The organism is Kineococcus xinjiangensis (genome assembly GCF_002934625.1).
Taxonomy (GTDB): domain Bacteria; phylum Actinomycetota; class Actinomycetes; order Actinomycetales; family Kineococcaceae; genus Kineococcus_A; species Kineococcus_A xinjiangensis.
Window position 1 is genome coordinate 1 of sequence record NZ_PTJD01000014.1, and the last position, 22,093, is coordinate 22,093.

16 protein-coding genes and 1 pseudogene are annotated in these 22,093 nt (G+C 74.3%); 8 read left to right on the forward strand and 9 right to left on the reverse strand.

Annotated elements, in window-relative coordinates; translation table 11 throughout:
• A partial coding sequence (locus CLV92_RS21100; RefSeq protein WP_146099607.1) for a family 1 glycosylhydrolase occupies positions 1-140 on the reverse strand: 140 nt, incomplete at its 3' end.
• Between the two features lie 123 nt (positions 141-263).
• On the opposite strand from CLV92_RS21100, the gene CLV92_RS16740 reads away from it, so the two are divergent.
• Positions 264-1,469: a serine hydrolase domain-containing protein gene (locus CLV92_RS16740; RefSeq protein WP_158257296.1), complete on the forward strand. Its 1,206-nt coding sequence runs from the start codon at positions 264-266 to the stop codon at positions 1,467-1,469.
• A 4-nt stretch (positions 1,470-1,473) separates the two neighbouring features.
• On the opposite strand, the gene CLV92_RS23110 is transcribed toward CLV92_RS16740, so the two are convergent.
• From CLV92_RS23110 to CLV92_RS16755, 4 genes and pseudogenes are all read right to left on the reverse strand, one after another.
• Complete coding sequence (locus tag CLV92_RS23110) at positions 1,474-2,124, reverse strand: nucleoside/nucleotide kinase family protein (RefSeq protein ID WP_425433586.1); 651 nt, start codon at positions 2,122-2,124, stop codon at positions 1,474-1,476.
• A 75-nt stretch (positions 2,125-2,199) separates the two neighbouring features.
• A pseudogene (locus tag CLV92_RS23115) lies at positions 2,200-3,057 on the reverse strand (PfkB family carbohydrate kinase); the annotation flags it as partial.
• Positions 3,027-3,752, reverse strand: coding sequence for an alpha/beta hydrolase (locus CLV92_RS16750; RefSeq protein ID WP_104434619.1), 726 nt, complete (start codon positions 3,750-3,752; stop codon positions 3,027-3,029). The gene CLV92_RS16750 and the pseudogene CLV92_RS23115, both read right to left, overlap by 31 nt.
• A 159-nt stretch (positions 3,753-3,911) precedes the next feature.
• Positions 3,912-4,694: a hypothetical protein gene (locus CLV92_RS16755; protein WP_146099608.1), complete on the reverse strand. Its 783-nt coding sequence runs from the start codon at positions 4,692-4,694 to the stop codon at positions 3,912-3,914.
• A 264-nt stretch (positions 4,695-4,958) separates the two neighbouring features.
• Here CLV92_RS16755 and CLV92_RS22040 point away from each other — a divergent pair, with 264 nt between their 5' ends.
• From CLV92_RS22040 to CLV92_RS16785, 6 genes are all read left to right on the forward strand, one after another.
• Positions 4,959-6,758: a hypothetical protein gene (locus tag CLV92_RS22040; protein WP_146099609.1), complete on the forward strand. Its 1,800-nt coding sequence runs from the start codon at positions 4,959-4,961 to the stop codon at positions 6,756-6,758.
• On the forward strand, positions 6,755-8,497 hold the full coding sequence (locus CLV92_RS16765) for a GGDEF domain-containing protein (protein ID WP_104434623.1): 1,743 nt from the start codon (positions 6,755-6,757) through the stop codon (positions 8,495-8,497). Before CLV92_RS22040 ends, CLV92_RS16765 begins: the two co-directional genes overlap by 4 nt.
• A 41-nt stretch (positions 8,498-8,538) precedes the next feature.
• Positions 8,539-9,894, forward strand: coding sequence for a signal peptidase I (locus CLV92_RS16770; protein ID WP_104434625.1), 1,356 nt, complete (start codon positions 8,539-8,541; stop codon positions 9,892-9,894).
• Positions 9,891-13,493, forward strand: coding sequence for a LamG domain-containing protein (locus tag CLV92_RS16775; protein ID WP_146099610.1), 3,603 nt, complete (start codon positions 9,891-9,893; stop codon positions 13,491-13,493). The genes CLV92_RS16770 and CLV92_RS16775 overlap by 4 nt, the downstream gene beginning before the upstream one ends.
• 185 nt (positions 13,494-13,678) lie before the next feature.
• Positions 13,679-17,221 (forward strand): LamG domain-containing protein, encoded by a 3,543-nt coding sequence (locus CLV92_RS16780; protein WP_104434629.1) that lies wholly within the window; start codon positions 13,679-13,681, stop codon positions 17,219-17,221.
• A gap of 79 nt (positions 17,222-17,300) precedes the next feature.
• Positions 17,301-18,674: an FAD-dependent oxidoreductase gene (locus CLV92_RS16785; protein WP_104434631.1), complete on the forward strand. Its 1,374-nt coding sequence runs from the start codon at positions 17,301-17,303 to the stop codon at positions 18,672-18,674.
• 3 nt (positions 18,675-18,677) lie between these two features.
• Here CLV92_RS16785 and CLV92_RS16790 read toward each other — a convergent pair whose 3' ends face one another.
• From CLV92_RS16790 to CLV92_RS22050, 3 genes are read right to left on the reverse strand one after another with little or no spacing between them, the layout of a single operon-like run.
• Positions 18,678-19,445 carry an amino acid ABC transporter ATP-binding protein gene (locus CLV92_RS16790; protein WP_104434632.1) on the reverse strand — a complete coding sequence of 256 codons (768 nt, stop codon included), beginning with the start codon at positions 19,443-19,445 and terminating at the stop codon, positions 18,678-18,680.
• Positions 19,442-20,110: an amino acid ABC transporter permease gene (locus CLV92_RS22045; RefSeq protein ID WP_211291212.1), complete on the reverse strand. Its 669-nt coding sequence runs from the start codon at positions 20,108-20,110 to the stop codon at positions 19,442-19,444. The genes CLV92_RS16790 and CLV92_RS22045 overlap by 4 nt, the downstream gene beginning before the upstream one ends.
• Positions 20,111-20,137: 27 nt before the next feature.
• A complete protein-coding gene (locus CLV92_RS22050; RefSeq protein ID WP_211291213.1) occupies positions 20,138-20,932 on the reverse strand; it encodes an amino acid ABC transporter substrate-binding protein in 795 nt (264 codons plus the stop codon).
• A gap of 184 nt (positions 20,933-21,116) precedes the next feature.
• Between CLV92_RS22050 and CLV92_RS16800 the strand changes: the two genes are divergently transcribed.
• Positions 21,117-21,413, forward strand: coding sequence for a GNAT family N-acetyltransferase (locus CLV92_RS16800; protein ID WP_104434634.1), 297 nt, complete (start codon positions 21,117-21,119; stop codon positions 21,411-21,413).
• 33 nt (positions 21,414-21,446) lie between these two features.
• Here CLV92_RS16800 and CLV92_RS16805 read toward each other — a convergent pair whose 3' ends face one another.
• A complete protein-coding gene (locus CLV92_RS16805; protein ID WP_245886917.1) occupies positions 21,447-21,947 on the reverse strand; it encodes a DUF6328 family protein in 501 nt (166 codons plus the stop codon).
• Positions 21,948-22,093: the final 146 nt, after the last annotated feature.

Below are 22,093 nucleotides of genomic sequence, written 5' to 3' on the forward strand. Positions count from 1 at the left end.
GTGTCCCAGATCGAGGGCGTGCGCCCACCCTCGGCCACCGCACCCTCGATCTGGTACGACGCCGTCGCCGACCCCCACGTGAAACCGGGAGGGAACTCGAGGCGGGTACCGGTGAGGTGGGGCGAGGTGCTGGTGCTCATCGTCCGAGTCTCGCCGAGGACGGCGCCGGAGCGCGCGGCGAGGCGGGGCCACCCCGCTCGAAGCGCTTTCCGAGACCCTAGGATCCCACCGGCGCGAGGAAGCCCCCGATGTCTGGAGCAGCGATGAGCCTTCGGTCCGATGCCACTCCCCCCGGCGACACGAGCCTGGACGGCCCGCAGGTCGGCGGCTGGGTCGCCCCCGGCTACGAGGGCGTCCGCGAGGCGTTCGCGGCGCAGCTCGCCGCGGGGGCGGAGGCCGGCGCCTCCTTCGCCGCCACCGCCGGCGGTCGCCCCGTCGTGGACCTGCACGGCGGGGTCGCCGACAGCGCGACCGGCAGGCCGTGGGAGGCGGACACCGCGACCGTCGTGTTCTCCGGCACCAAGGGCGTGATGTCCCTGTGCCTGCTGCTGCTCGCGGACCGCGGACTGCTCGACTACGACCGGCCCCTCGCCTCGTACTGGCCGGAGTTCGGCGCCCACGGCAAGGGCGCCACGACCGTGCGGGAGGCGCTCAGCCACCAGGCGGGGGTTCCCGCCTTCCGCGACCCCGTCGGCGTCGGCGACCTCGCCGACCACGACCGGCTCGCGGGACTGCTCGCCGCCCAGGAGCCGTTCGCCCTGGACCGCCCCTACTACCACGCCCTCACCCACGGCTGGATCACCGGCGAGCTGCTGCGCCGCGTCGACGGCCGCGACGCGGCCACGTTCATCGCCGAGGAACTCAGCGGCCCCCTCGGGCTGGACCTGTGGGTGGGTCTGCCCGAGGAGCTCGAACCCCGGGTCTCCGTGCTGGAACTGCGCGGTGACAAGCCCGCGGCGCCCCCGACGGACGACCCGGTGCGTGCCGAGGTCGACCGCCTCGTCGAGACGAACCCTCCCCTGCTGGGCGAGCCGTTCCTGTTCAACGAGCGGGCGGTCCACGCCGCACAGGTCGCCGGCGCAGGTGGCATCGCCACGGCCCGCTCCGTGGCGCGGCTGTACTCGGTCCTCGCCTGCGACGGAGAGCTGGAGGGCCGCCGCTGGCTGAGCGAGGACGCCGTGCGGACCGCCCGCACCGAGGTGGTGCAGTGGGCGAACCCGGACGGCTGGCCGAACCGCTACAGCGTGGGGTTCCAGCTGCAGATCTCCTCCGGCGGCGCGTTCGGGCCCCTCGCGGAGGGAGTGGGGCACGGCGGTTTCGGCGGCAGCCAGCACGGCTACTGGCCAGGCACCGGCGTCAGCTTCTCCTACTGCCCCAACAGGTTGGTCGTCGACGGCACCGACCAGCGCGCCGTCACCCTGCTGGCGGCGCTGCACTCCGCCTGGCGCGGGACCGGCACCCCGGCCTGACCGCTCAGTCCACCCAGCGCACCACGAGGTCGGCGCGCGGGCGGGTGGCGAGGACGACGTCGGCGTTGACCTGGTCGCTGCCCAGCGTCCAGGCCAGCGCCTCCTCCGGGGACTTGCCGAACTGCTCGTGCCGGCGCGCCAGCCGCCGCACCCGCAGGTCGTCGTCGACGTCGAGGAACCAGGTGGCGTCGAGCAGCCCCTCCAGCGCGGCCCAGGGACCCTCCCGCAGCAGCAGGTAGTTGCCCTCCACCACGACGAGGGGGACCTCCCCGGGCACGGGCAGGGCGGAACCCACCGGTTCCTCGATCTCGCGGCGGAACTCCGGGGCGAGCACCACGTCCTCCTCCGCCGTGCGCAGCCGCCGCAGCAGCGCCGCGAAACCCCCGGGGTCGAACGTGTCCGGGGCGCCCTTGCGGTCGCGGCGCCCCAGGGCCTCCAGTCGCGAGTTCGCGCAGTGGAAACCGTCCATCGGCACCAGCACCGCGGCGCCCGGCCCGGCCTCGGCGTTCACGGCCGCCACGAGCGCCGCGCCGAGGGTCGACTTGCCCGCGCCGGGGGCACCGACCAGCCCCAGCAGCACCCGCCGCCCGGGGGCGGTCAGGTCGACGGCCCGCCGGGTGAGTGCGGGCAGGTCCAGTTCCACGGCTTCCGGCACGGCCGGTCGCGCGGGTTCCCGGCGCAGGGGCAGGTCCGCGAACCCCGGCGCGCCGATCCAGGCCCGCGCACCGGGCACGGCGCACTTGAAGGCCGCCACCCGGACCGCGGCCTCCAGCGCCGCCGGCAGGTCGAGGCCGGCGGCCAGCGCCATCGCCGCCGCACCGTGCAGCACGTCACCGGCCCCGAGGGTGTCCGCCGCGTCGACGGCGGGGACCTCCACCGCACCCGAGCGCTCCCCCACCCGCCACTCGACCGGTGCGCCACCGTGGGTGACCGCGACCGCGGTGGGACCGGGGAGGTCTGCGAGCACGTCGCCGCCGTCGGGCAGCCGGAGGACGGCCGAGCACACGGCGACGTCCACGAGCGGCAGCAGCTCCGCCAGCACGGGTTTCCAGCTCCCGCCGTCCAGCAGCACCGGAACCCCGGCGCGCCGAGCGGCGCGGGCCCCTGCCAGCGCCAGGTCCGGGTGGTGGCCGTCGACGAGCAGGACCGCGGCGCCCTGCAGCAGCTCCCCGCCGGCGAGCGCCGGCGGCACGGAGGCCGCCTGCCCCTGCGCGTTGACGGAGGTCACGGACCGCTCGGCGGTCCCCGCATGCACCCGCACCCCCGACACCGCAGGCGGTTCCTCCCGCGACGGATCGGCGTCGACGACCTCCACCCCCTGGGCGGCCAGCTCGGCGGCGACGGTGCGCGCCAGCGGATGCCGGCCCAGGGCGGTGACGAGGCGGGCGCGCCCCCCCAGGGCGGCGAACGTCACCGCGGCGTTGGCGGCGGGCCCCCCGGCGACGACCTCCTGCGCGAGGGCGCCGACCTTCTCGTCCGGCCCGGGCAGGGCCTCGACGCGGTGCACGACGTCCAGGGTCGCCAGGCCCACGAACACGCCGACGGGCGGCTCCGTCGTCACCGCAGCCACCCCCTGTCGCCCAGCCACTCCGCGCAGCGCGCCGTCCAGGTCGCCGTGTGCGGTTCCTCCTCGGCCAGGCCGAGCCCGTGACGACCGGCGGGGTACACGTGCAGTTCGACGTCCACGCCCGCGGCGGCGAGGGCGGCGGTGTAGCGCAGGGAGTGGGTGACGTCCACGGCGTCGTCGGCGGCGGTGTGCCAGAGGAACGCCGGCGGGGTGCGCCCGTCCACGTGCAGGTCCGGGGACAGCGCGCGGGCCTGTGCGGGGGTCGGGTCCGGGCCGAGCAGGTTCCGCACCGACCCCGCGTGGGGTGCGTGCTCGAACGAGATCACCGGGTAGCAGAGGATCGACAGGTCGGGCACCGCTCCCCCGCCGAGGCCCGTGGACAGGCACGCGGCGAGGTGCCCCCCGGCGGAGAACCCCAGCACGGCGACGCGGCGCGGGTCCACGTCGAGGCCGTGCCCGCCGGCGCGGACGTGCTCCAGCGCGGCGGTGGCCTCGGCCAGGGGGCGGGGGTGGTGGTGCGGCGCGACGGCGTACTCGAGGACGACGGCGTGCAGGCCGAGCGAGGCCAGCCAGTCCGCGACCGGTGCGCCCTCGTGCGGGGAGCAGAACCCGTAGCCGCCGCCGGGCAGGACGAGCACGGCGGGACGGGGTCCGGCCTGCCCGTCGCGCGGGCGGGCGGGGAAGGGGGTGAGGCGGAGGTCCGCGTCGGTGCTCACGCACCCATCCTGGCCGGGACGGCGGGCGGGAACGGCGGAGGGGCCGCACCTCCCGCGCGTGCGGGTGGTGCGGCCCCTCCGGGTCCGGGCGGCCGGTCGCTCCCCTCCAGCGACCGGTTGCCCTGGATCCACCCCGGCGCCGTTGCCGGGGTGGAGTCATCAGGCCTGGCGCGCTTCCCAGGCGAGCCGCAGGGTGACCTGGTCGCCCTGGGCGCCGTCGTTCTCCGTGCCGGTCCGGGTGCCCAGCGTGTACGCGGTGTCGCGGTGCGGGAGGAGGTAGGAGATCCGGTAGGTGATGTACGTGGGGGTGGAGACCGAGCCGGCCGCGAGCCCCGCCATCCGGATGCCGTTGGTGTAGCTGGTGTGGGACGCCGGGAACGTCGTCGTGCTGACCGGGTCCTTCAGGTACGGCTGCGCGACGTTGCTGTTGTTGACCGTGAACTGGGGCTCGGTGGCGGCGGTCCAGGCGGTGCCGTTGGCCGCTTCCGCGCAGGTGGTGCTCGTCGCGTCGGTGGTGTGGCTGCCGAGGCGGGCGGACACGCGGAACTGGAGCTGGTCGTCGAGGTCCCACAGGTTGGTCGAACCGTCGAGGGTGGCGTCGTCGACGCTCAGGTAGGTCCCGGCGGCGGCGGTGTCCGCGGTGTGCGTCGTGGTGGTGTACAGCGCCAGGTCGGTCGCGGTCTGGCCGACGTAGGCGACCCGGATGCATCGGTCGACCCACGTCGTGGACGGGATGATGTTGGTGACGACGATCGTGGCCGCGCCGGTGTCGTTGTTCGTCAGCGTCATCGAGCCGGCCGTGAACGTGTTGTTGTCCGTCTCGGTCCGCGCCGTGAACGCAGCGGAGGAGGACTGGTAGACCAGGACCCCGCTCATGAGCAGACCGAGCGGGACAGCGGCGATGGCGGCGCCACGACGACGGCGCTCAGAACGTGCGGACATGTTCTCTTCCTCCGGTCAGAACAGGGGGATCACTGCCCCTCGACTCAGTGAGCGGTGCTTCCCTGCTCCCCCTCCGCATCGGTCCTGCCCCCACCCCCCTCAAGCCTGGATGAGCGCTCAATTTCCACGTGCCGCCCGATCGGCGTACTCATCGACTCGTTCGGAGTGCCGAAGAGTGACGGTGTAGCCGGCGAGCGTGCCGGTCTCGACGTCGTGCCCCGGGCAGTGCCCGGGGCACCGGTCAGCGGGGGTCCGATGGGAACGGTGGGCTCGAACGAGTCGCGCACGGGCCTCGGCGACCTCCTCACGCGCGCGCCCCTCGCGGGCTCGGCCCTGCTCGGAGCAGTGGCGGTCGCCGCCCTCGTCCTCACCTCGACCGGCTCCGCGGGGCTCGGCACCGATCCGCCGCGCTACGCCACCCAGCAGGTGAGCGGCCTGTCCCTCCTCGGGGGCACCGGGGCCGTGCTGCAGGCGGAGCACCTCGTCCCCGGCCGCCCGGCCGTCGGCTGCGCGGACGTCGAGGTCACCAGCGGCTCGCCGCCCGGGCCGGTCGTCTTCAGCGTCGCGGACGTCAGCGGCCCCCTCGCGAGCAGCCTCAACTTGCACATCGAGGAGGGGCCCCTCACGGCGGACGGGGACTGCACCTCCTTCGCGGGCGCTCCGCTGTTCACCGGGACCCTCGCGGAGCTCGCCGCCCTGTCGGCGGGTTCCGACCTCGGTGTCGCGGGGCCCTCCCTGCCGGGCGGCCGGCTGGAGCGCCGCTACAAGGTCACCGCAGAGGTGGCCGACGACGACGCCGCGCAGGGCCTCGCCGCCAGCGCCCGCTTCGTGTGGTCGGCCAACACGACCTCCCTCGTCGTCACGCCTGTGCCGCAGCCCGCCCCGGCCCCCGCGCCCGCTCCGGCACCCGCGCCCGCTCCGGCACCCGCGCCCGCTCCGGCCCCTGCCCCGGTTCCGGCACCCGCGCCCGCCCCGGCCCCGGCTCCCGCCCCGGCCCCGGCTCCCGCCCCGGCCCCGGCTCCCGCCCCGGCCCCGGCTCCCGCGCCGGCCCCTGCCCCGGTTCCGGCTCCCGCCCCGGCCCCGGCTCCCGCGCCCGCCCCGGCCCCTGCCCCGGTTCCGGCACCCGCCCCGGCCCCGGCTCCCGCGCCCGCCCCGGCCCCTGCACCGGTTCCGGCACCCGCCCCGGTTCCGGCTCCCGCGCCCGCCCCGGCCCCTGCCCCGGTTCCGGCACCTGCACCCGCACCCGACAACCGCCCGCGCTCGCCGATCAGCCCGGCCCCCCAGATCCCCTGGTTCCCGGACCGGACCCCCGCGCCCGGCCCTGTCCCCACGCCCGTCCCCACGCCTGTCACCACCCCGGGCCCCGACCGCGGTCCTTCCACGCCCCCGCGGGTGAGCTGGCCGATCACGCCGACGCCCGGCAACCCGTGGTACCCGCGCCTCGCGCCGCCGCCCGGCACGCTGCTGCTGCCGCCGCCCCCGACGGTCCTGCTGCCGGACCGCACTCCCCTGCCGCTGCCACCCGGCGCGCCCGGCACCCTGCCGCCGGGCCCGTGGGCGCCGGGTGTGGGCCCGGCCGGCAACACGGCGGCGGGCCCCGGCGGCAGCTTCCTCGTGAGCAGTGGCGACGCCGGCGAGGGCAGGTTCAGCGACGGCGGCGTCCGCGGCACGGGCGACGAGGACACCGGCATCCGCGCGCCCCTGCCCGGCTCCGACGTCTCGCAGTGGCTCGTCGAGAAGCTGCGGCTCGAGGGCCAGGCGGCCTCGATGGCGCAGGCGATGGCCGCCACCAGCGGCTTCCCCCTCCTGCTCCTGCTGCTGGTCCTGATGTTCCTCGTGATGCAGGACCGCCTCGACCGCCGCGACCCGAAGCTGGCCCTCGCCCCGCTGCGCCCGGATGCCGATGCAGTGTTCGAGGCACACCCCGACGACGCACCGGAGGGAGCGCTGCCGCGGCTGCTCCGCCTGCTCCTGGGCGAGGTGGCGGCGGACCAGCCGCCGAGGAAGGGCGGACACCGCCACCGGGAACACCCGCAGGCCCGCACGCCGGGGAGGACGTCATGAGCACGCGAAGCACGAGCAGTGGAGATGGGCGCCACACCGGCACCGCCGGTCTCGTCAGCCTCGTCGAGCGCCTGCGCTGGACGACCGCGCTGCGGCTCGTCGTCGCCCTGCTGCCCGTCCTGGCGTGGGTCCTGCTGCCGCTGGACCGCTCGGCTCCGTGGACGTCCGTGGCGGTGCCGGCGGTGCTGTACTCGCTGTTCCTGCTGGCCGGCAACGTGCTGGCCCGCACCCGCGAGTCCGCGCTGGCGCTGCTGGGCACCGGTCTCATCCTCGACGGCGTCTACCTGGGCTGGATGTTCCGCTGCCTGGAGGGCCTCGACGGCCCGATGGGCTACGTGCTCGTCCTGCACGCCATGTCGATCACGCTGCTGGCCTCGTTCCGCACCGGCGTGAAGCTCGTGCTGTGGCACTCCCTGGTGCTGCTCGTGGTGCTGGAGGCCGACCGCGTCGGGCTGCTGGGCGAGTCCGTCCTGCGCTCCTCCACCACCGACTACGCCCTCCAGCTCGTCGTGATGTGGGGGATCGTGCTGAGCACCGCGCTGTTCGCGGCGGCGAACGAGCGGGAGCTGCGGCGCCGCCGCTACGACGCCGAGGTCCTGCGTCGCCTCGCCCTCGCCCTGGAGTCGGCGGACAGCAGCACCGCCACGGCCCTGCTGCTGGCGCACCTCGCGAAGGGCGAACTGCTGGCGCGGCGGGCGGCGGTCGTCGTCCTGGACACCGCCGAGCACGTCCCCGCGGAGGAGCAGCGCACCGGACGGGCCGCGGCCGGAACCGCCGTGCGCGGGCGCGGCACCGCCGTCGTCCTCGGCGTGGACGGCTCGGAGCACACCCAGCGCTTCACCACCGACCTGCCCGCCCGGTCCCTGCTGGTGCGGGCGGTCGTGACCCACACGACGCTGCTGGCGCGCGCCCCCCACGCACTGCACGACGCGTGGCTGGAGACGCTGCTGCCGAGGGCGCACAACCTCGTCGTGGTGCCGTTCGCGCTCGAGGGCCAGACGGCCGGGGCGCTCGTCATGGAGCACCCGGGCAGCCGGTGGGGTCTGCGCTGGCTGGACGCCGGGCGACCGCCCCGCGTGGAGCGGCGCCTGCTGGCCACCGCCGAGCAGGCCACGGCACACGTCGGGCAGGCGCTCGGGCGGATCGCCCTGGTGACTCGCCTGCGGGCCGCGGCGAGCACCGACGGTCTGACGGGGCTGGCGAACCGGCGGGCGTTCGACGAGGCGCTCGCCGCCGAGTTGGCGCAGGCCGAGAGCCCCGCCGGGACCTTCTCCGTCGTGCTGGTCGACCTGGACCACTTCAAGGTCCTCAACGACACCCACGGCCACCTGGCCGGGGACGACGCCCTGCGTGCGGTGGGCCGGCTGCTGCAGCGCTCCCTGCGCGAGGGGGCGACGGCCGCCCGCTACGGCGGGGAGGAGTTCGTCGTCCTCCTCCCCGGCACGGACCGGGAGGATGCCGTCGCGGTCGCCGAGCGCCTGCGGCGCGGGATCGCCACGACGGAGGACGGCCCGGTCCCCGTCACCGCGAGCCTCGGGGTGGCGTGCTTCCCCGCGGACGGCACCGACGCCCTGTCCCTGCTGGCGACGGCGGACGCCGCGCTGTACGCGGCGAAGCAGCGCGGGCGCAACCGCGTGGAGGACTCGGCGGCCCTGCACCGCGCCGACCCCGTGGCGACGGCCGCTCCCGTCGAGGCGACCGCTCCGCGGAGGCGGGCGGCATCCGGCCGGAAGAGGTAGGGGGCGTCAAGGTGAGCTCTCAACGAGCCGACGATCCGCTCATGACCGCCCTGCCCGCGCCCACCGCCGCTGCCTCGCGCAGTGGTGGACGCGGCAGCGGCCGGCGGGTGCTGCCGGTGCTGACCGGCGCGCTGGCGGGCCTGCTGCAGGTGACGGCCACGGTCGCGATGACCACCGCGGCGGGCCTGCTGGTGTGGTCGATGCTGCCCCTGGCCTTCGGCTGGCAGGCCTCCGCCGTCGTCTCCGGCTCCATGCACCCCCAGATCCGCGTCGGCGACGTCGTCCTCACGTCCCCACCCGACGACGTGCAGGTCGAGCCCGGCATGGTCGTGATGTTCCCCGACCCCAGCGGCCTGCAACGCCACGTCATGCACCGCGTCGCCGAGGTCGACGAACAGGACCGCCTCATCACCCGGGGCGACGCCAACCAGTCCGCCGACTCCACCCCCCTGGAGCGCGGGACGGTCGAGGGCATCGGCCGCCTGCGCGTCCCCCTCGTGGGCATGCCCCGCGTCTGGTTCAACGACGGCAACTACCCCCCGCTCATCGCCCTCGCCGTCCTCCTCACCCTCGCCACCACCCTCACCCTGCCCCCCAGCCGGCGCGGTGAGACGGACGCGGCGCCGCAGGCGGCGGGCGATCACACGACCGGCGACACGAAGGACGACGCGGGCGACGAGCACGCGCGCGACGACACCGACCACGACGACGACCGGCCGGCCACCGCCGGCGACGCGGACCTGAGCGCGACCGAGAGCCTCATCGCCCTGCTCGCCACCGACCCCCGCACCGGCGCGCCCACCGGCGCACCCGTCGAGCACCGCCGCAGGGCCATCACCACCATCTCCGTCGCCGTGTCCCTCGCCGTCCTCGTCCCCGCCACCGTCCCCACCGACGCCCACGCCCGCTTCACCGCCGCCACCCCCACCGGCACCAACACCTTCACCGCCGCCACGGTCGTCCTGAGCCACGACCGGTCCAGCGCCCTCTTCACCCCAGGTTCGTCGACGACCTCGGCGAGTCCGATGCGCCCGGGCGACGCGGAGTCGGTCTGCCTCACCACCACGTACACCGGGCCCGTCCCCGCGACCGTGCGGCTGCGCGCCGTGAGCGGGTCGTCGGGAACTCTCGGGTCGCACCTCGACCTGCGCGTCGAGGGTCCCGTCGCGAACTGCGCCGCCTTCGACGCCCTGGCCTCCCACGCCAGCGCCGTGACCGAGCCCCTGAACACCTTCCTCGCCAACCGGACCTCCTGGACGAACGGCGTGGGGTCCTGGGCCCCGACGGCCGGCGGGCAGACGCAGGCCTACCGGATCTCCTACCGCTTCACCCGGGGCGCCTCGGGGACCGGCAAGACCGCGACCTTCGCGCTCGCCCTGGAGGCGAGGACGTCGTGAGCCACCTGACCCGGTGCGCCCGCTGGGTCCACGACACATTGGGCGTGCGGTCGGGGGCCCTGCAATGGGTGGCCCTCGCAGCGCTCGCCCTCAGCCTGCCCGGCCTCACCGGCGCGGTCCTGACCGCCACCGCCCCCACCGCGAGCAGCACCCTGACCTCGGACACGACCTTCCAGACGTACCCGCAGGCCGTGGCCGGCGGCGGCACGGTGGGCACCAGCCCCCACCTCTACTACCGCTCCGACGACAGCGCCGCCCACGCGCCCACCTCCACCGCGGCGCACCACTCCGACACCGCCCGCAACGGCACCTACCAGGCACCCACGGACGGCCCGGAGCTGTGGTGGCAGTTCGACGAGGGCACCGGCACCACGGTCGCCGACTCCTCCGGCTCCGTGAACACCGGCACGTTCGGGGCGACCACCGCAGCACCCGGCTGGACCAGCGACGGCTACGCCGCCTCCGCAGCGACCTTCGACGGCGGCGACCACGTGGTGAGCAGGCAGACCGCCGTGCGCACCGAGACCGACTTCACCGTCGCCGGCTGGGTCTACCTGGACGTCGCCAGTCCGAGCGCCGTGTACACCGTCCTCAGCCAGCCGTCCGGAACCAGCAGCTCCTTCATCCTCAAGCACGGCTCGACCGGCTCCGGCACGACCAGGAGCTGGGTGTTCCTCGTGAAGCAGGCCAACGGCATCGAGAAGCAGGCCGTCGCCACCTCCGGCGCCGGAAGCGCCCAGCGGTGGGTGCACGTCGCCGCGACGTACCGGGCGAGCACCAGAGCCTTGACCCTGTACGTCAACGGCAGCACCGCGGGGACGACCGGCGCCACCCTCGACTCGGGGCAGGTGGGTGCGGTCTCCACCTCGACCGAGGGGCTGAACGCGGGTCGCGCCTGGTACGGCTCGGCGTGGGTCGACCGCTGGGTCGGCCGCATCGACGACGTGCGGGCGTACTCGCGCGCCCTGAGCGCGGTGGACATCGCCGCGCTGCACGCCCGTCCGGTCGCGCGGTGGTCTTTCGACGAGGGCACCGGGGTGACGACGGCCGACGTGAGCGGCAACGGCAACACCGGCACCCTCACGAACGGACCCACCTGGGACACCGGCTTCACCCAGTGGGGCACCGCCTCGGGCACGGTGGGCCTCGGGTTCGACGGCACGGACGACCGCGTCGAGAGCAGCCGCAGCGCCGTCCGCACCGACCAGAGCTTCACCGTCTCCGCATGGGCCAACCTGTCATCCAAGTCCGGTGCCCGCACGATCGCCAGCCAGTACGGGGGCAGCGCCACCAGCCCTTCCGCGGTCGGCGGCTTCGCCCTGCGGTACTTCATCCCGCAGGACCGGTGGTCGTTCGTGATGACCCGCAGCAACGTCAACGGCGCCGCCACCGACGAGGTGTTCGGGGTCGCGTCACCGGCGACGGGGACCTGGCACCACGTGGCCGGGGTCTACGACGACGAACGCAACGAGATGCGGCTCTACGTCAACGGCGTCCTGCAGGGGATCCAGGCGAAGGCGGACGCCGACGAGTGGAACGCAGCGGGCCCCCTGGTGGTCGGTCGCGCGCGGTGGAGCAGTGACTGGTACGACTACTTCGCCGGCGGCATCGACGACGTGCGGGTCTACCGCCACGCCCTGACCGCCGAGGACCTCGCCGCGGCGCACCGGTTCCCCACGATGCTGTGGAACCTCGACGAGGGCGCCGGCACGACTGCGGGCGACGGCACCGGCGCCCGCAACCACGGCACCCTGAGCGGGGGAACGGCCTGGAACGCCGCGGGTCACCGGGGCGGCGCCGCGACGTTCGACGGGGTGGACGACATCGTCACGAGCGACCGCGCGCCCCTGCGCACGGACAGGAGCTTCTCCCTGTCGACGTGGGCCAAGCTCACGAGCGACACGGCGACCCGGACCATCGCCCACCAGGCGGGATCTCCCCTGCACACCTTCTCGCTGTCGTTCGTGCGCGACACCTCGCTCACCCCCGCCACCCGGTGGCGGATCGCGATGCCGACGGCCAGCGGTGGTCCGGGCGAAGTCCTGGACTCCACCGTCACCCCGGAGAAGGACCGCTGGACCCACCTCGTCGTCGTCTACGACGACCCAGGCAACACCCTGACCCTCTACGTCAACGGCACCGCGACGACGATGACCCGGCCCGACACCACTTACTGGACCACCAATCCGCTGGTCCTGGGCCGCAACCAGAGCAGCACCGCCTGGTGGGCCGGCAGCATCGACAGCTTCGCCACCTACCAGTACGCGCTGACCGCCACCCAGGTCGCGGCCCTCCGCGCCGAGTCCCCCGCCCTGGCGTGGAACTTCGAGGAGGGCACCGGCACCGCCACCGCCGACGACTCCGGCAACGGCGGCACCGGCACCGTCAGCGGCGCCACGTGGGTCACCGGCGGCAGGCCCGGTGGGGCGCTCTCCTTCGACGGGACCAACGACTGGGTCCACGGCCCCTCCTCGGCCCTCGACAGCTCCAGGAGCTTCACCGTCTCCGCCTGGGTCTACCCGACGTCGTTGCCCACCAGCGGGCACAAGAACATCCTCTCCAAGCACGGCGCTGACAACAGCCCCTTCTTCCTGCAGTACAGCGGCACCCCGCAGCGGTGGCAGATGAGCATGTCCAACTCCGACGCCCTGGATCCCGGCTACACCTTCACGCTGTCCACGAGCCAGGCGCAGGTGAACACCTGGACCCACCTGGCCGGTGTCCACGACGCCCGCGCCGGCGTCGTGAGGCTCTACGTCAACGGCGTGCTGGAGAGCTCGGCGACCGCGACGTCGACCCCCTGGAACGCCACCGCCTTCACCGGCTCCACCGGGCACTTCGCGGCAGGGAGCGCCTGGCACGGCAACGCCCCCGTCAACTACTGGCCCGGGCGCATCGACACCGTGCGGGCGTTCCAGCGCGTCCTCGGCAGCGACGAGGTCGCCGCCCTCCACGCGACCACGCAGCCGAACCCGGCGCCCGTCGCGACGGTCCTGCCGCACCGACCGGTGGAGGGCATGACCGCCATGCGCTCGGGCGCACTCCAAGGTGCGGCCCAGGGGCAGACGGCCTCCACCGCGATGGCCTTCAGCGGCGCCCGGAGCTCCGCCCTCCGCGACGGCGGCAGCGCCGAGGCGGCTCCGAGCGAGTTCACCGTCGAGTGCTGGGTGCGGCTCCACCCCGGTCACAGCGGCCACCTCGTCGGCTTCGCCTCCGAGCGGGAGTCCGCCTACAGCGGCAGCTCCGACCGCATGCTGTTCGTGAACAGCGCCGGTCAGGTGACGTTCGCCATCGCCGGCCCCGGGTACGCGAGCAGTCCGTCCCGCATCGACGACGGCCAGTGGCACCACGTCGCGGGGACGTACAGCGCGAGCACCGGCATGCGCCTCTACGTCGACGGCCTGCCCGTCGCCACGAGGAGCGCCGCGGCCCTGACCAGCTACAACGGCTACTGGCGCTGGGGCGGCGCCCGGATCTCGGGCTGGGGGACCGTCAACCCCCCCAACCCGTTCCTCACCGGCTCCCTCGACGAGGTCGCCGTCCACACCACCGCGCTCACCGACCGCGACATCGCCCGGCACTACTGGTCCAACTTCTGAGCAGGGCCCGCCTCCGCAGGGAGGTGGGCCGGTTTCCGGCCGAAAGGGGCAGGAGCCGTCAAGGTGGGCCCCGAACGCGCCGATCCGTCGAAGGTGACCGCTGCCTCCACCTCCGCTGCGCGCCTCCGCTCGCGCAACCGGATGCGGGTGGCGGCCGGCGCGCCGGCCCTGGAGCGGAGGATGCCGTGAGCGGCCTGGCCCGGTGCGCCCGCTGGGTCCGCGGCGTCCTGGGCGTGCGGTCGGGGGCCCTGCAGTGGGTGGCCCTCGCAGCGCTCGCCCTCAGCCTGCCCGGCCTCACCGGCGCGGCCTTCACCGCCACCGCACCCACTGCGAGCAGCACCCTGACCTCGGACACGACCTTCCCGACGCATCCGCAGGCCGTGGCCGGCGGCGGTACGGTGGGCACCAGCCCCCACCTCTACTACCGCTCCGACGACGGCCCGGTCCGCGCGCCCACCTCCACCGCGGCGCACCACTCCGACGCCGCCCGCAACGGCGCCTACCAGACGGCGACGGACGGCCCGGAGCTGTGGTGGCAGTTCGACGAGGGCACCGGCACCACCGTCGCCGACTCCTCCGGCTCCGTGAACACCGGCACGTTCGGGGCGACCACCGCAGCACCCGGCTGGACCAGCGACGGCTACGCCGCCTCCGCAGCGACCTTCGACGGCATCGACGACCACGTCACCGCGCCCGCATCCATCGTGCGCACGGACCAGAGCTACTCCGCTGCCGCCTGGGTGTACCTGGACAGCACCACCGTCAGCCGTGCCGTGATCAGCCAGGACGGCTCGCGGCAGAGCGCCTTCGCGCTGCAGTACTTCAAGGACACCGGCAAGTGGGCCGTCCGCCTCACCGGCACCGACAGCGACACCGCCACGGAGACCCGCGCCAGCTCCACGTCGAACGCGGCGCCGAACACGTGGACCCACCTCGCCGTGGTGCGTGACGTGCCGAACGGAAGGGTGCGGCTCTACGTCAACGGCGTCCAGGAGGCGGACATCGCCTGGTCCGGCACCTGGCTGTCCACCCAGGGGCTCGCCGTGGGCCGGATGAAGTCCTCGGGTGTCCTCGGGAGCTTCTGGTCCGGCCGCATCGACGACGTGCGGGTCTACTCCCGCACGCTCAGCGCCCTCGAGGTCGTGCGGCTCCAGACCCGCCCGGCCCTGCAGTGGCCGCTGGCGGAGGGGTCGGGAACGGCCACGGCCGACGTCAGCGGCAACGGGAACACGGGCACGCTCACGGACGGCGCCACCTGGGACGCCGGCGTCACCCAGTGGGGAAGCGCCCCCGGGGCCCGGGCCGTGTCGCTCGACGGCACGGACGACCACGTCGCCGGAACCCGGAACGCCGTCCGCACCGACCAGAGCTTCACCGTCTCGGCATGGGCCAACCTGCGCTCCAAGCCTTGGTACCACACCATCGTGAGCCAGCAGGGGGGGACCGCTGCCGACCCCTCCTCGGCGAGCGCGTTCTTCCTCCAGTACCGCTGGGACGATCAGCGGTGGGCGTTCACGATGACCCGCACCGACACGGCGACCCCGCTCACCGACCGGGCGATCAGCACGACCCTGCCCGTGGAGGGGACCTGGTACCACGTGGCCGGCGTCTACGACGACGAGCGCGACGAGCTGCGGCTCTACGTCAACGGCGTCCTGGAAGGCGTCGCCCCCAAGGCGGACAGCACCGAGTGGAGCGCGACGGGCCCCCTGCAGGTCGGACGCGCGCGGTGGAACGGCGGGTGGGTGGACCACTTCCCGGGACTCGTCGACGACGTGCGGATGCACCGCCGCGCCCTCACGGCCGCGGACGTGGGCGCCCTGTACCGGTCCCCCTCGATGCTGTGGAACTTCGACGAGGGCACCGGCTCGACGGCCGACGACAGCAGCGGCGCCCGCAACCGCGGCACCCTCAGCACGGGGATGACCTGGGACGCGATCGGCCACCAGGGCAGGGCCGTGCTCTTCGACGGCGACGACACCGTCACGAGCGAGCGCGCGCCCCTGCGCACGGACAGGAGCTTCTCCCTGTCGACGTGGGTGAGGCTGACGAACGACACCGCCACCCGGACCGTCGCCCACCAGGCGGGCACCTTCTCGCTGTCGTTCACGCGGACGTCGAACAGCACCGCCGTCTGGCGGGTGGAGATGCCGACCTCGAGCGGCGCCGCGGGTGAGGTCCTGAGCTCCACCGTCGCCCCGGTGAAGGACCGCTGGACCCACCTCGCCGTCGTCTACGACGACCCCGGAAACCTCCTGCACCTCTACGTCAACGGCGTCGTGACGTCCACGGCGCGACCGGACACCACCTTCTGGAACACCAACCCGCTGGTCGTGGGCCGCAACCAGGCCGGCACCGCCTTCTGGATCGGCAGCATCGACTCCCTCGCCACCTACGCGCACCCCCTCCCCGGCAGCCTGATCGCCGCACTGCGCGACGAGGGCCCCACCCTGGGATGGGACTTCGAGGAGGGCACCGGCACGTCCACCGCCGACGTCACCTGGAACGGCCGCACCGGCACCGTCAACGGCGCCACCTGGACCACGAGCGGCAAGCCCGGCAGGGCGCTCACCTTCGACGGAGTGGACGACTGGGTGCAGGGGTCGACCGCCGCGCTGGACACCACGAGGAGCTTCACCGTCTCCGTGTGGGTCAACCCCGCGTCCCGGCCGGCCAGGTTCATGAACGTCCTCTCCAAGCACGGCACGGCCAACAGCTCGTTCATCCTGGAGTACGCCGGGGGCAGCACCGGTGGGGCCGCGGCCCGGTGGCAGATGCTGCTCCCCAGCGACGACGCCGTCTCGCCCGCCGCCTGGGGAGGCGCCACCGCCGACTCCGAGGTCGTGGCCGGTGCGTGGACGCACCTGACCGGTGTCTACGACGCCCCGGCACGGCAGGTGCGGATCTACGTCAACGGCCGCCTCGAGAAGCTGGGCGGCGGTCCGTCGACGAACTGGAACGCCTCCGGCCCCGTGGCGGCGGGCGCCGCCTGGCACAGCACCGCCCGGACGAACCTCTTCCACGGCAGCATCGACACCGTGCGCATCGTGCAGCGCGCCCTGGACAGCGACGAGGTCGCGCACCTCCACGCTGCGACGACGCCGGTGACAGTGCCCCACCGCTCGACGGAGGGCGCGACGGCCGCACGGCAGGGGGCGTTGCAGGGTCCGACCCAGGGGCAGACCACGTCGACGGCGATGGCGTTCGACGGCGTCCGGGGCTACGCGGTCGGCAACTCCGCCGCTGCGGCGTCGGCGGCGCCGAACGAGTTCACCTTCGAGGCCTGGGTGCGCACCACGACGACGCAGGGCGGCGTCGTGGGCAGCTTCGTCAGCGACACCACCCCCGCCAACGGCGGCTCCTCCGACCGCATGACGTACGTGGACAGCGGCGGCTACGCCTCCTTCTACGTCACGGTCTCCAACACCGACCACCGTCAGCTCCGCAGCAGGACCCGCGTCAACGACGGCCAGTGGCACCACGTCGTCGCGAGCATGAGCGCGACGGGCACCAAGCTGTACGTGGACGGCCTCCTCGAGGCGCAGGGAGCGGGCGTGGCCTCGGCGGACGCCTACAGCGGCTGGTGGCGGTGGGGCGGCGCGCGGATCAGGAACCGGCCGAACCAGCCGTCGAGCGAGTACCTGCGGGGAACCCTCGACGAGGTGGCCGTGCACTCCACGCAGCTGAGCGACCGGGACGTCGCCCGGCACTACTGGTCGAACTTCTGACGCGCCACCTCGACACCCGCCCCGGCCCCGTCTAGCGTCGCCTCACCACGACGCCGACGTCGGACGCCAGGAGGCCCCCATGCCCGACCCCCTTCCCCGGCCGCTGCGCGTGGCCGTGGTGGGTGCGGGCCCCTCGGGTGCGTACCTGGTGGACGCCCTGACCCGCCATGCGGCGGAGGCCGGGGTGGACGTGCTGGTGGACGTGGTGGAGCGGCTGCCGACGCCGTTCGGGCTGCTGCGCTACGGCGTGGCCCCGGACCACCCGAAGATCCGCTCCCTGCGGCTGGTGCTGGAGCGTGCCCTGTCGGAGCCGCGGGTGCGGCTGTGGGCAGACGTGGAGGTCGGCTCCCACGTCACGGCGGAGGAGCTGCTGGCGCAGTCGGACGCGGTGGTGTGGGCGCTGGGGGCGTCGGCGGACCGGCCGCTGGGCATCCCGGGCGAGGACCTGCCCGGCTGCGTCTCGGCGGTGGAGGTCGTCGGCTGGTACTGCGGGGTGCCCGATGCGGGCGCGCGGGTGGCGGAGCTGCTGCGCCGCAGCCGCGAGGTGGTGGTGGTCGGTGCGGGGAACGTGGCGCTGGACGTGGTGCGGATCCTCGCCAAGGGCCCGCACGCCCTGGACGCCACGGACATGCCGCTGCGGGTGCTGGAGGCGCTGGACGCCAGCCGGGTGCGGCGGGTGACGCTGCTGGGGCGGCGCGGGCCGGCGCAGGCGACGTTCACCACGAAGGAGCTGCGCGAGCTCGGCGCCATCCCCGGCGCGCAGGTGGTCGTGGAGGACGCGCGGGCGGCGCTGGACCTGCCCGGACCGGCGCCGACGCGCACCGCGGAGCGCAACCTCGCGGTGCTGCGGGAGTGGGCGGCGAGGCCCTCCGACCCCGCGGTCGAGCGTGAGGTGCGGCTGCGCTTCCTGACCCGGCCGCTGCGGATCGTGGGCGACGGCGACGTCACCGGCCTGGAGGTGGAGCGCAACGCACTGGGCGCCGACGGCTCGATCAGCGGCACGGGCGAGACGGAGGTGCTGCCTGCGCAGATGGTGGTGCGGGCTGCGGGCTCGCGCGTCACGGGCGTTCCGGGGCTGCCGGTGAACGAGGCGGGCACGGCCGTCCCGAACGTCGGCGGCCGCGTCGTCCGCGACGGGCGGGCGCAGCCCGGTGAGTACGTGACGGGGTGGCTGGCGCACGGTCCCGTCGGGGTCATCGGCGACGCGAAGGCCGACGCGAACCGCACCGCCGCGACGGTCCTCGCCGACGCGGCGGGGCTGCTGGCACGGCCGGCGCCGTCGGGGCCGACGCTCGACGAGGTGCTGCGCGGACGGGGGCGGGCGCCGCTGTCCATGGCGGACTGGGCCCGCATCGACGCCGCGGAGACCGCGCTGGGTCGCGCGCACGGGCGGGAGCGGACGACCCTCGACACCCGGGAGGACATCCTCGCGGCCCTGCGCGGGGAGATCTGAGCCCTACCCTGCCTCGCCGAGCAGGCGCAGGAACCTGCGGGTGCGCTCCTGCCGCGGCTGCTCCAGCACCGCCGACGGGGCGCCCCGCTCCACGATGACGCCGCCGTCGAGGAACAGCACCTGGTCGGCGACCTGCCGGGCGAAGCGCATCTCGTGCGTGACCACCACCATCGTCCAGCCCTCGGTGGCGAGGTCGCGCATGACCGCGAGCACCTCACCCACGAGCTCCGGGTCGAGCGCGGAGGTCGGCTCGTCGAAGAGCATCAGCTCGGGCCGGATCGCGAGGGCCCGGGCGATGCCGACGCGCTGCTGCTGCCCGCCGGAGAGCTGGAAGGGGAACTGCTCCGCCTTGTCGGAGAGCCCGACGCGCTCCAGGAGGGCGAGGGCGTCGGCGCGGGCCTCCTCGCGGGGGCGGCGCTGCACGACGACCGGTCCTTCCATCACGTTGCCGAGGACGGTCAGGTGCGGGAAGAGGTTGTGGTTCTGGAACACCATGCCGCTCTGGGCGCGCAGCCGTGCGGCGGCGCGCTTGCCGACGCGGTGCCCCGGCGCGAAGTCGAGGCCGACGTCGCCGATGCGGATGCTGCCGGCGTCGGGGACCTCCAGGACGTTGAGGGAGCGCAGCACGGTGGTCTTGCCGGAACCCGACGGCCCGATGAGGACGGTGACGGTACCGGCCTCGGCGTCGGCGTCGATGCCGCGCAGGACCTCGTGGCCGTCGAACGCCTTGCGCAGGCCCCGGACCTGCAGCAGCGGACCCACCCCGCTCACCTCGCCACGTACCTGTTCAACCGCGTCTCCACCCGCGCCTGGGAGAAGGACAGCACGAGGCAGACGATCCAGTAGTAGAGGGCGGCCACCCCGTAGAGCGCGAAGAACTCGAAGGTGGGAGCGGCGAGCTCCTGCGCCTTGCGCAGCAGCTCGGTGACCTGGATGGTCGAGGCCAGCGACGTGTCCTTCACCAGGGCGATGAGGGTGTTGGACAGCGGTGGGACGGCGACGCGGGACGCCTGCGGCAGGACGATGCGCCGCATGGTGGTGGCGTACCCCATGCCGACGGTCAGCGCGGCCTCGGTCTGTCCCTTGGGCACGGCGAGGATGGCGGCTCGCACCACCTCCGAGGCGTAGCCCCCGACGTTGAGGGTTAAGGCGATGCAGGCGCTGGGGAACGGGTCGATCGTGACCCCGAGGGACGGCAGCCCGTAGTAGATGATGAACAGCTGCAGCAGCAGCGGGGTGCCACGGATGACGGAGACGTAGAAGCGGGCGATCGCGGCCAGCGGCGCGATGCCCGACAGCCGCATGAGGGCGACGGCGAGCGCGAGGGCGAGTCCCGCCGTGAAGCTGATGGCGGTGAGGGGGATGGTGCCGTACACCAGGCCCGCGAGCAGCGGTCCCAGAGCCGCGCGCACGAGTTCCCACGTGCCGGCGTCCATCCCCCTCCTCCCGTCCCCGGTCCTCGCTCAGCCGGCGACGGGGCCGCTGACGTCCTCGCCGAACCACTTCTCGGAGATCTTCGCGAGGGTGCCGTCGGCGCGGAGCTCGGCGAGCGCCTCGTCGAACTCCGCGGCCAGCTCGGCGTCCTCCTTGCGGAAGGCGAACGCCTGCTCGGTGCTCTCGTCCGTCTCGGCGGCGATCTTGATGCTGTCGTCGCCGGTGGACTTCAGGTACTCGAGGATCGTGAGGTTGTCGTTGAGGGTCAGGTCGACGCGGCCCTGCTTGAGCAGGGTGACGGCCTGGGTGAGGCCCTCCACGGCCTCCACCTCCGCCCCGGCGTCCTTCGCGACCTGCGCCCAGTTGCTGGTGGCGGACTGTGCGGCCCGCTTGCCCTGCAGGTCGGCGAGGCCGGAGACGCTGTCGTCGTCCGCGCGGGTCGCGATGACCCCGGTGGAGACGGTGTACGGCTCGGAGAAGGCGTACTTCCCCTTGCGCTCCTCGGTGACGGAGACCTGGTTGGCGACGACGTCGTACCGCTTCGCCTCCAGCCCGGCGAAGAGGGAGTCCCAAGCGTTCTCGGAGTACTCGACCTTCCGGCCGAGCTTGTCCGCGACGGCGTTGACGACTTCGACGTCGTAGCCGGTGAGCTCGTTCGTCGACTCGTCGTGGAAGGTGAACGGCGCGTAGGTGCCCTCGGTGCCGACGCGGAGGACCTCCTCCGAGCCGCCGGCGCCGTCCCCTCCCGCCCCGGTGCCACCGCAGGCCGCGAGCAGCCCGGCGAGGGTGAGGGCGCTGGCGATGCCGAAGATCCTGCGGCCCATGGTCGTGGTCCTCTCGTGACGGGTCCGACCCGTCGCCGACCGCCGGATGCGGCCCCGGCGGCGGGTCGCGCCCGGGTCGGGCGCGTGTGGCGTGCAACCGAAGCCTAGGCAGTCCTCTTCCCGACCCTGGAACGGCGGCGCCCACGGCGGGCGGGCGCGCGGGGAGCGGGAGAGGATCGGGGGCATGGACGTCACCGTCACCCACCAGGAGGACCGGCACCGGTACGAGGCGCACGCGGACGGCGCCGTCGTCGGTGTTCTCGACTACCGCCCGGCCGGGGACCCGCCGGGCAGCATCGCGGTGTTCACCCACACCGGCGTGCCCCCGCAGCACGAGGGCCGGGGCATCGCCGCGCGCCTCGTCCGCGAGGCCCTCGACGACATGCGCCGGCAGGACCGCCGGATCGTGCCGGCCTGCTCCTACGTCGCGGCCTGGGTGCAGCGCCACGCCGAGGAGTACGGCGACCTCGTGGCCCGGTGAGCCGGCCCGCCGAGCCCGTCCGCCGAGGGCGGTTCAGTCCGCGTGGGCCCGCTGGCGGCCCAGGCAGCGCAGCTCGTTGAGCGGCACGATGTACCAGCACGTGACGATCACCGAGAACATCGCGCCCGCGATGATCCAGCCGCCCGTGCGGCCGAGGACGACGTCCGCGACGAGCATCGACACCGTCGTGATAGCCATGACCAGCGTGACCAGACCGACCTTCGCGAAGCGGTCGCCCAGCGTGACGAGGCGGGCCTTGGCGTTGCGCCGGAACAGCATCCGGTGCAGGGAGACGGGGGCGAGGAAGAAGCTCGTCGCCGCCAGCGCGAAGATCAGTGCCACCAGGAAGAGGGTGCGCTGGTACTGGTCGAGCTCCTCGAAGCGCGCCTGGAACGGCAGGGTGATGAGGAAGCCGGCGAGGATCTGGACGCCGGTCTGCACGACGCGCAGCTCCTGGAGCAGCTCACCCCAGTTGCGGTCCATCCGCTCGGCGGGCGTCTCGTTGCGCAGAGCCGCCAGCTCCTCATCGGCCACCTGAGGACACAGCCCGTCGCGCAGCACCACGATCACCTCGTCCCGTTCCAGGACCCCCGCGGCCCTGGCCCGAACATAGGGTGTCTCCGGGATGAACGCACGATGAACGCGCTGGTCAAGGGGCCGCCAGGGGGACGGACGGCCGC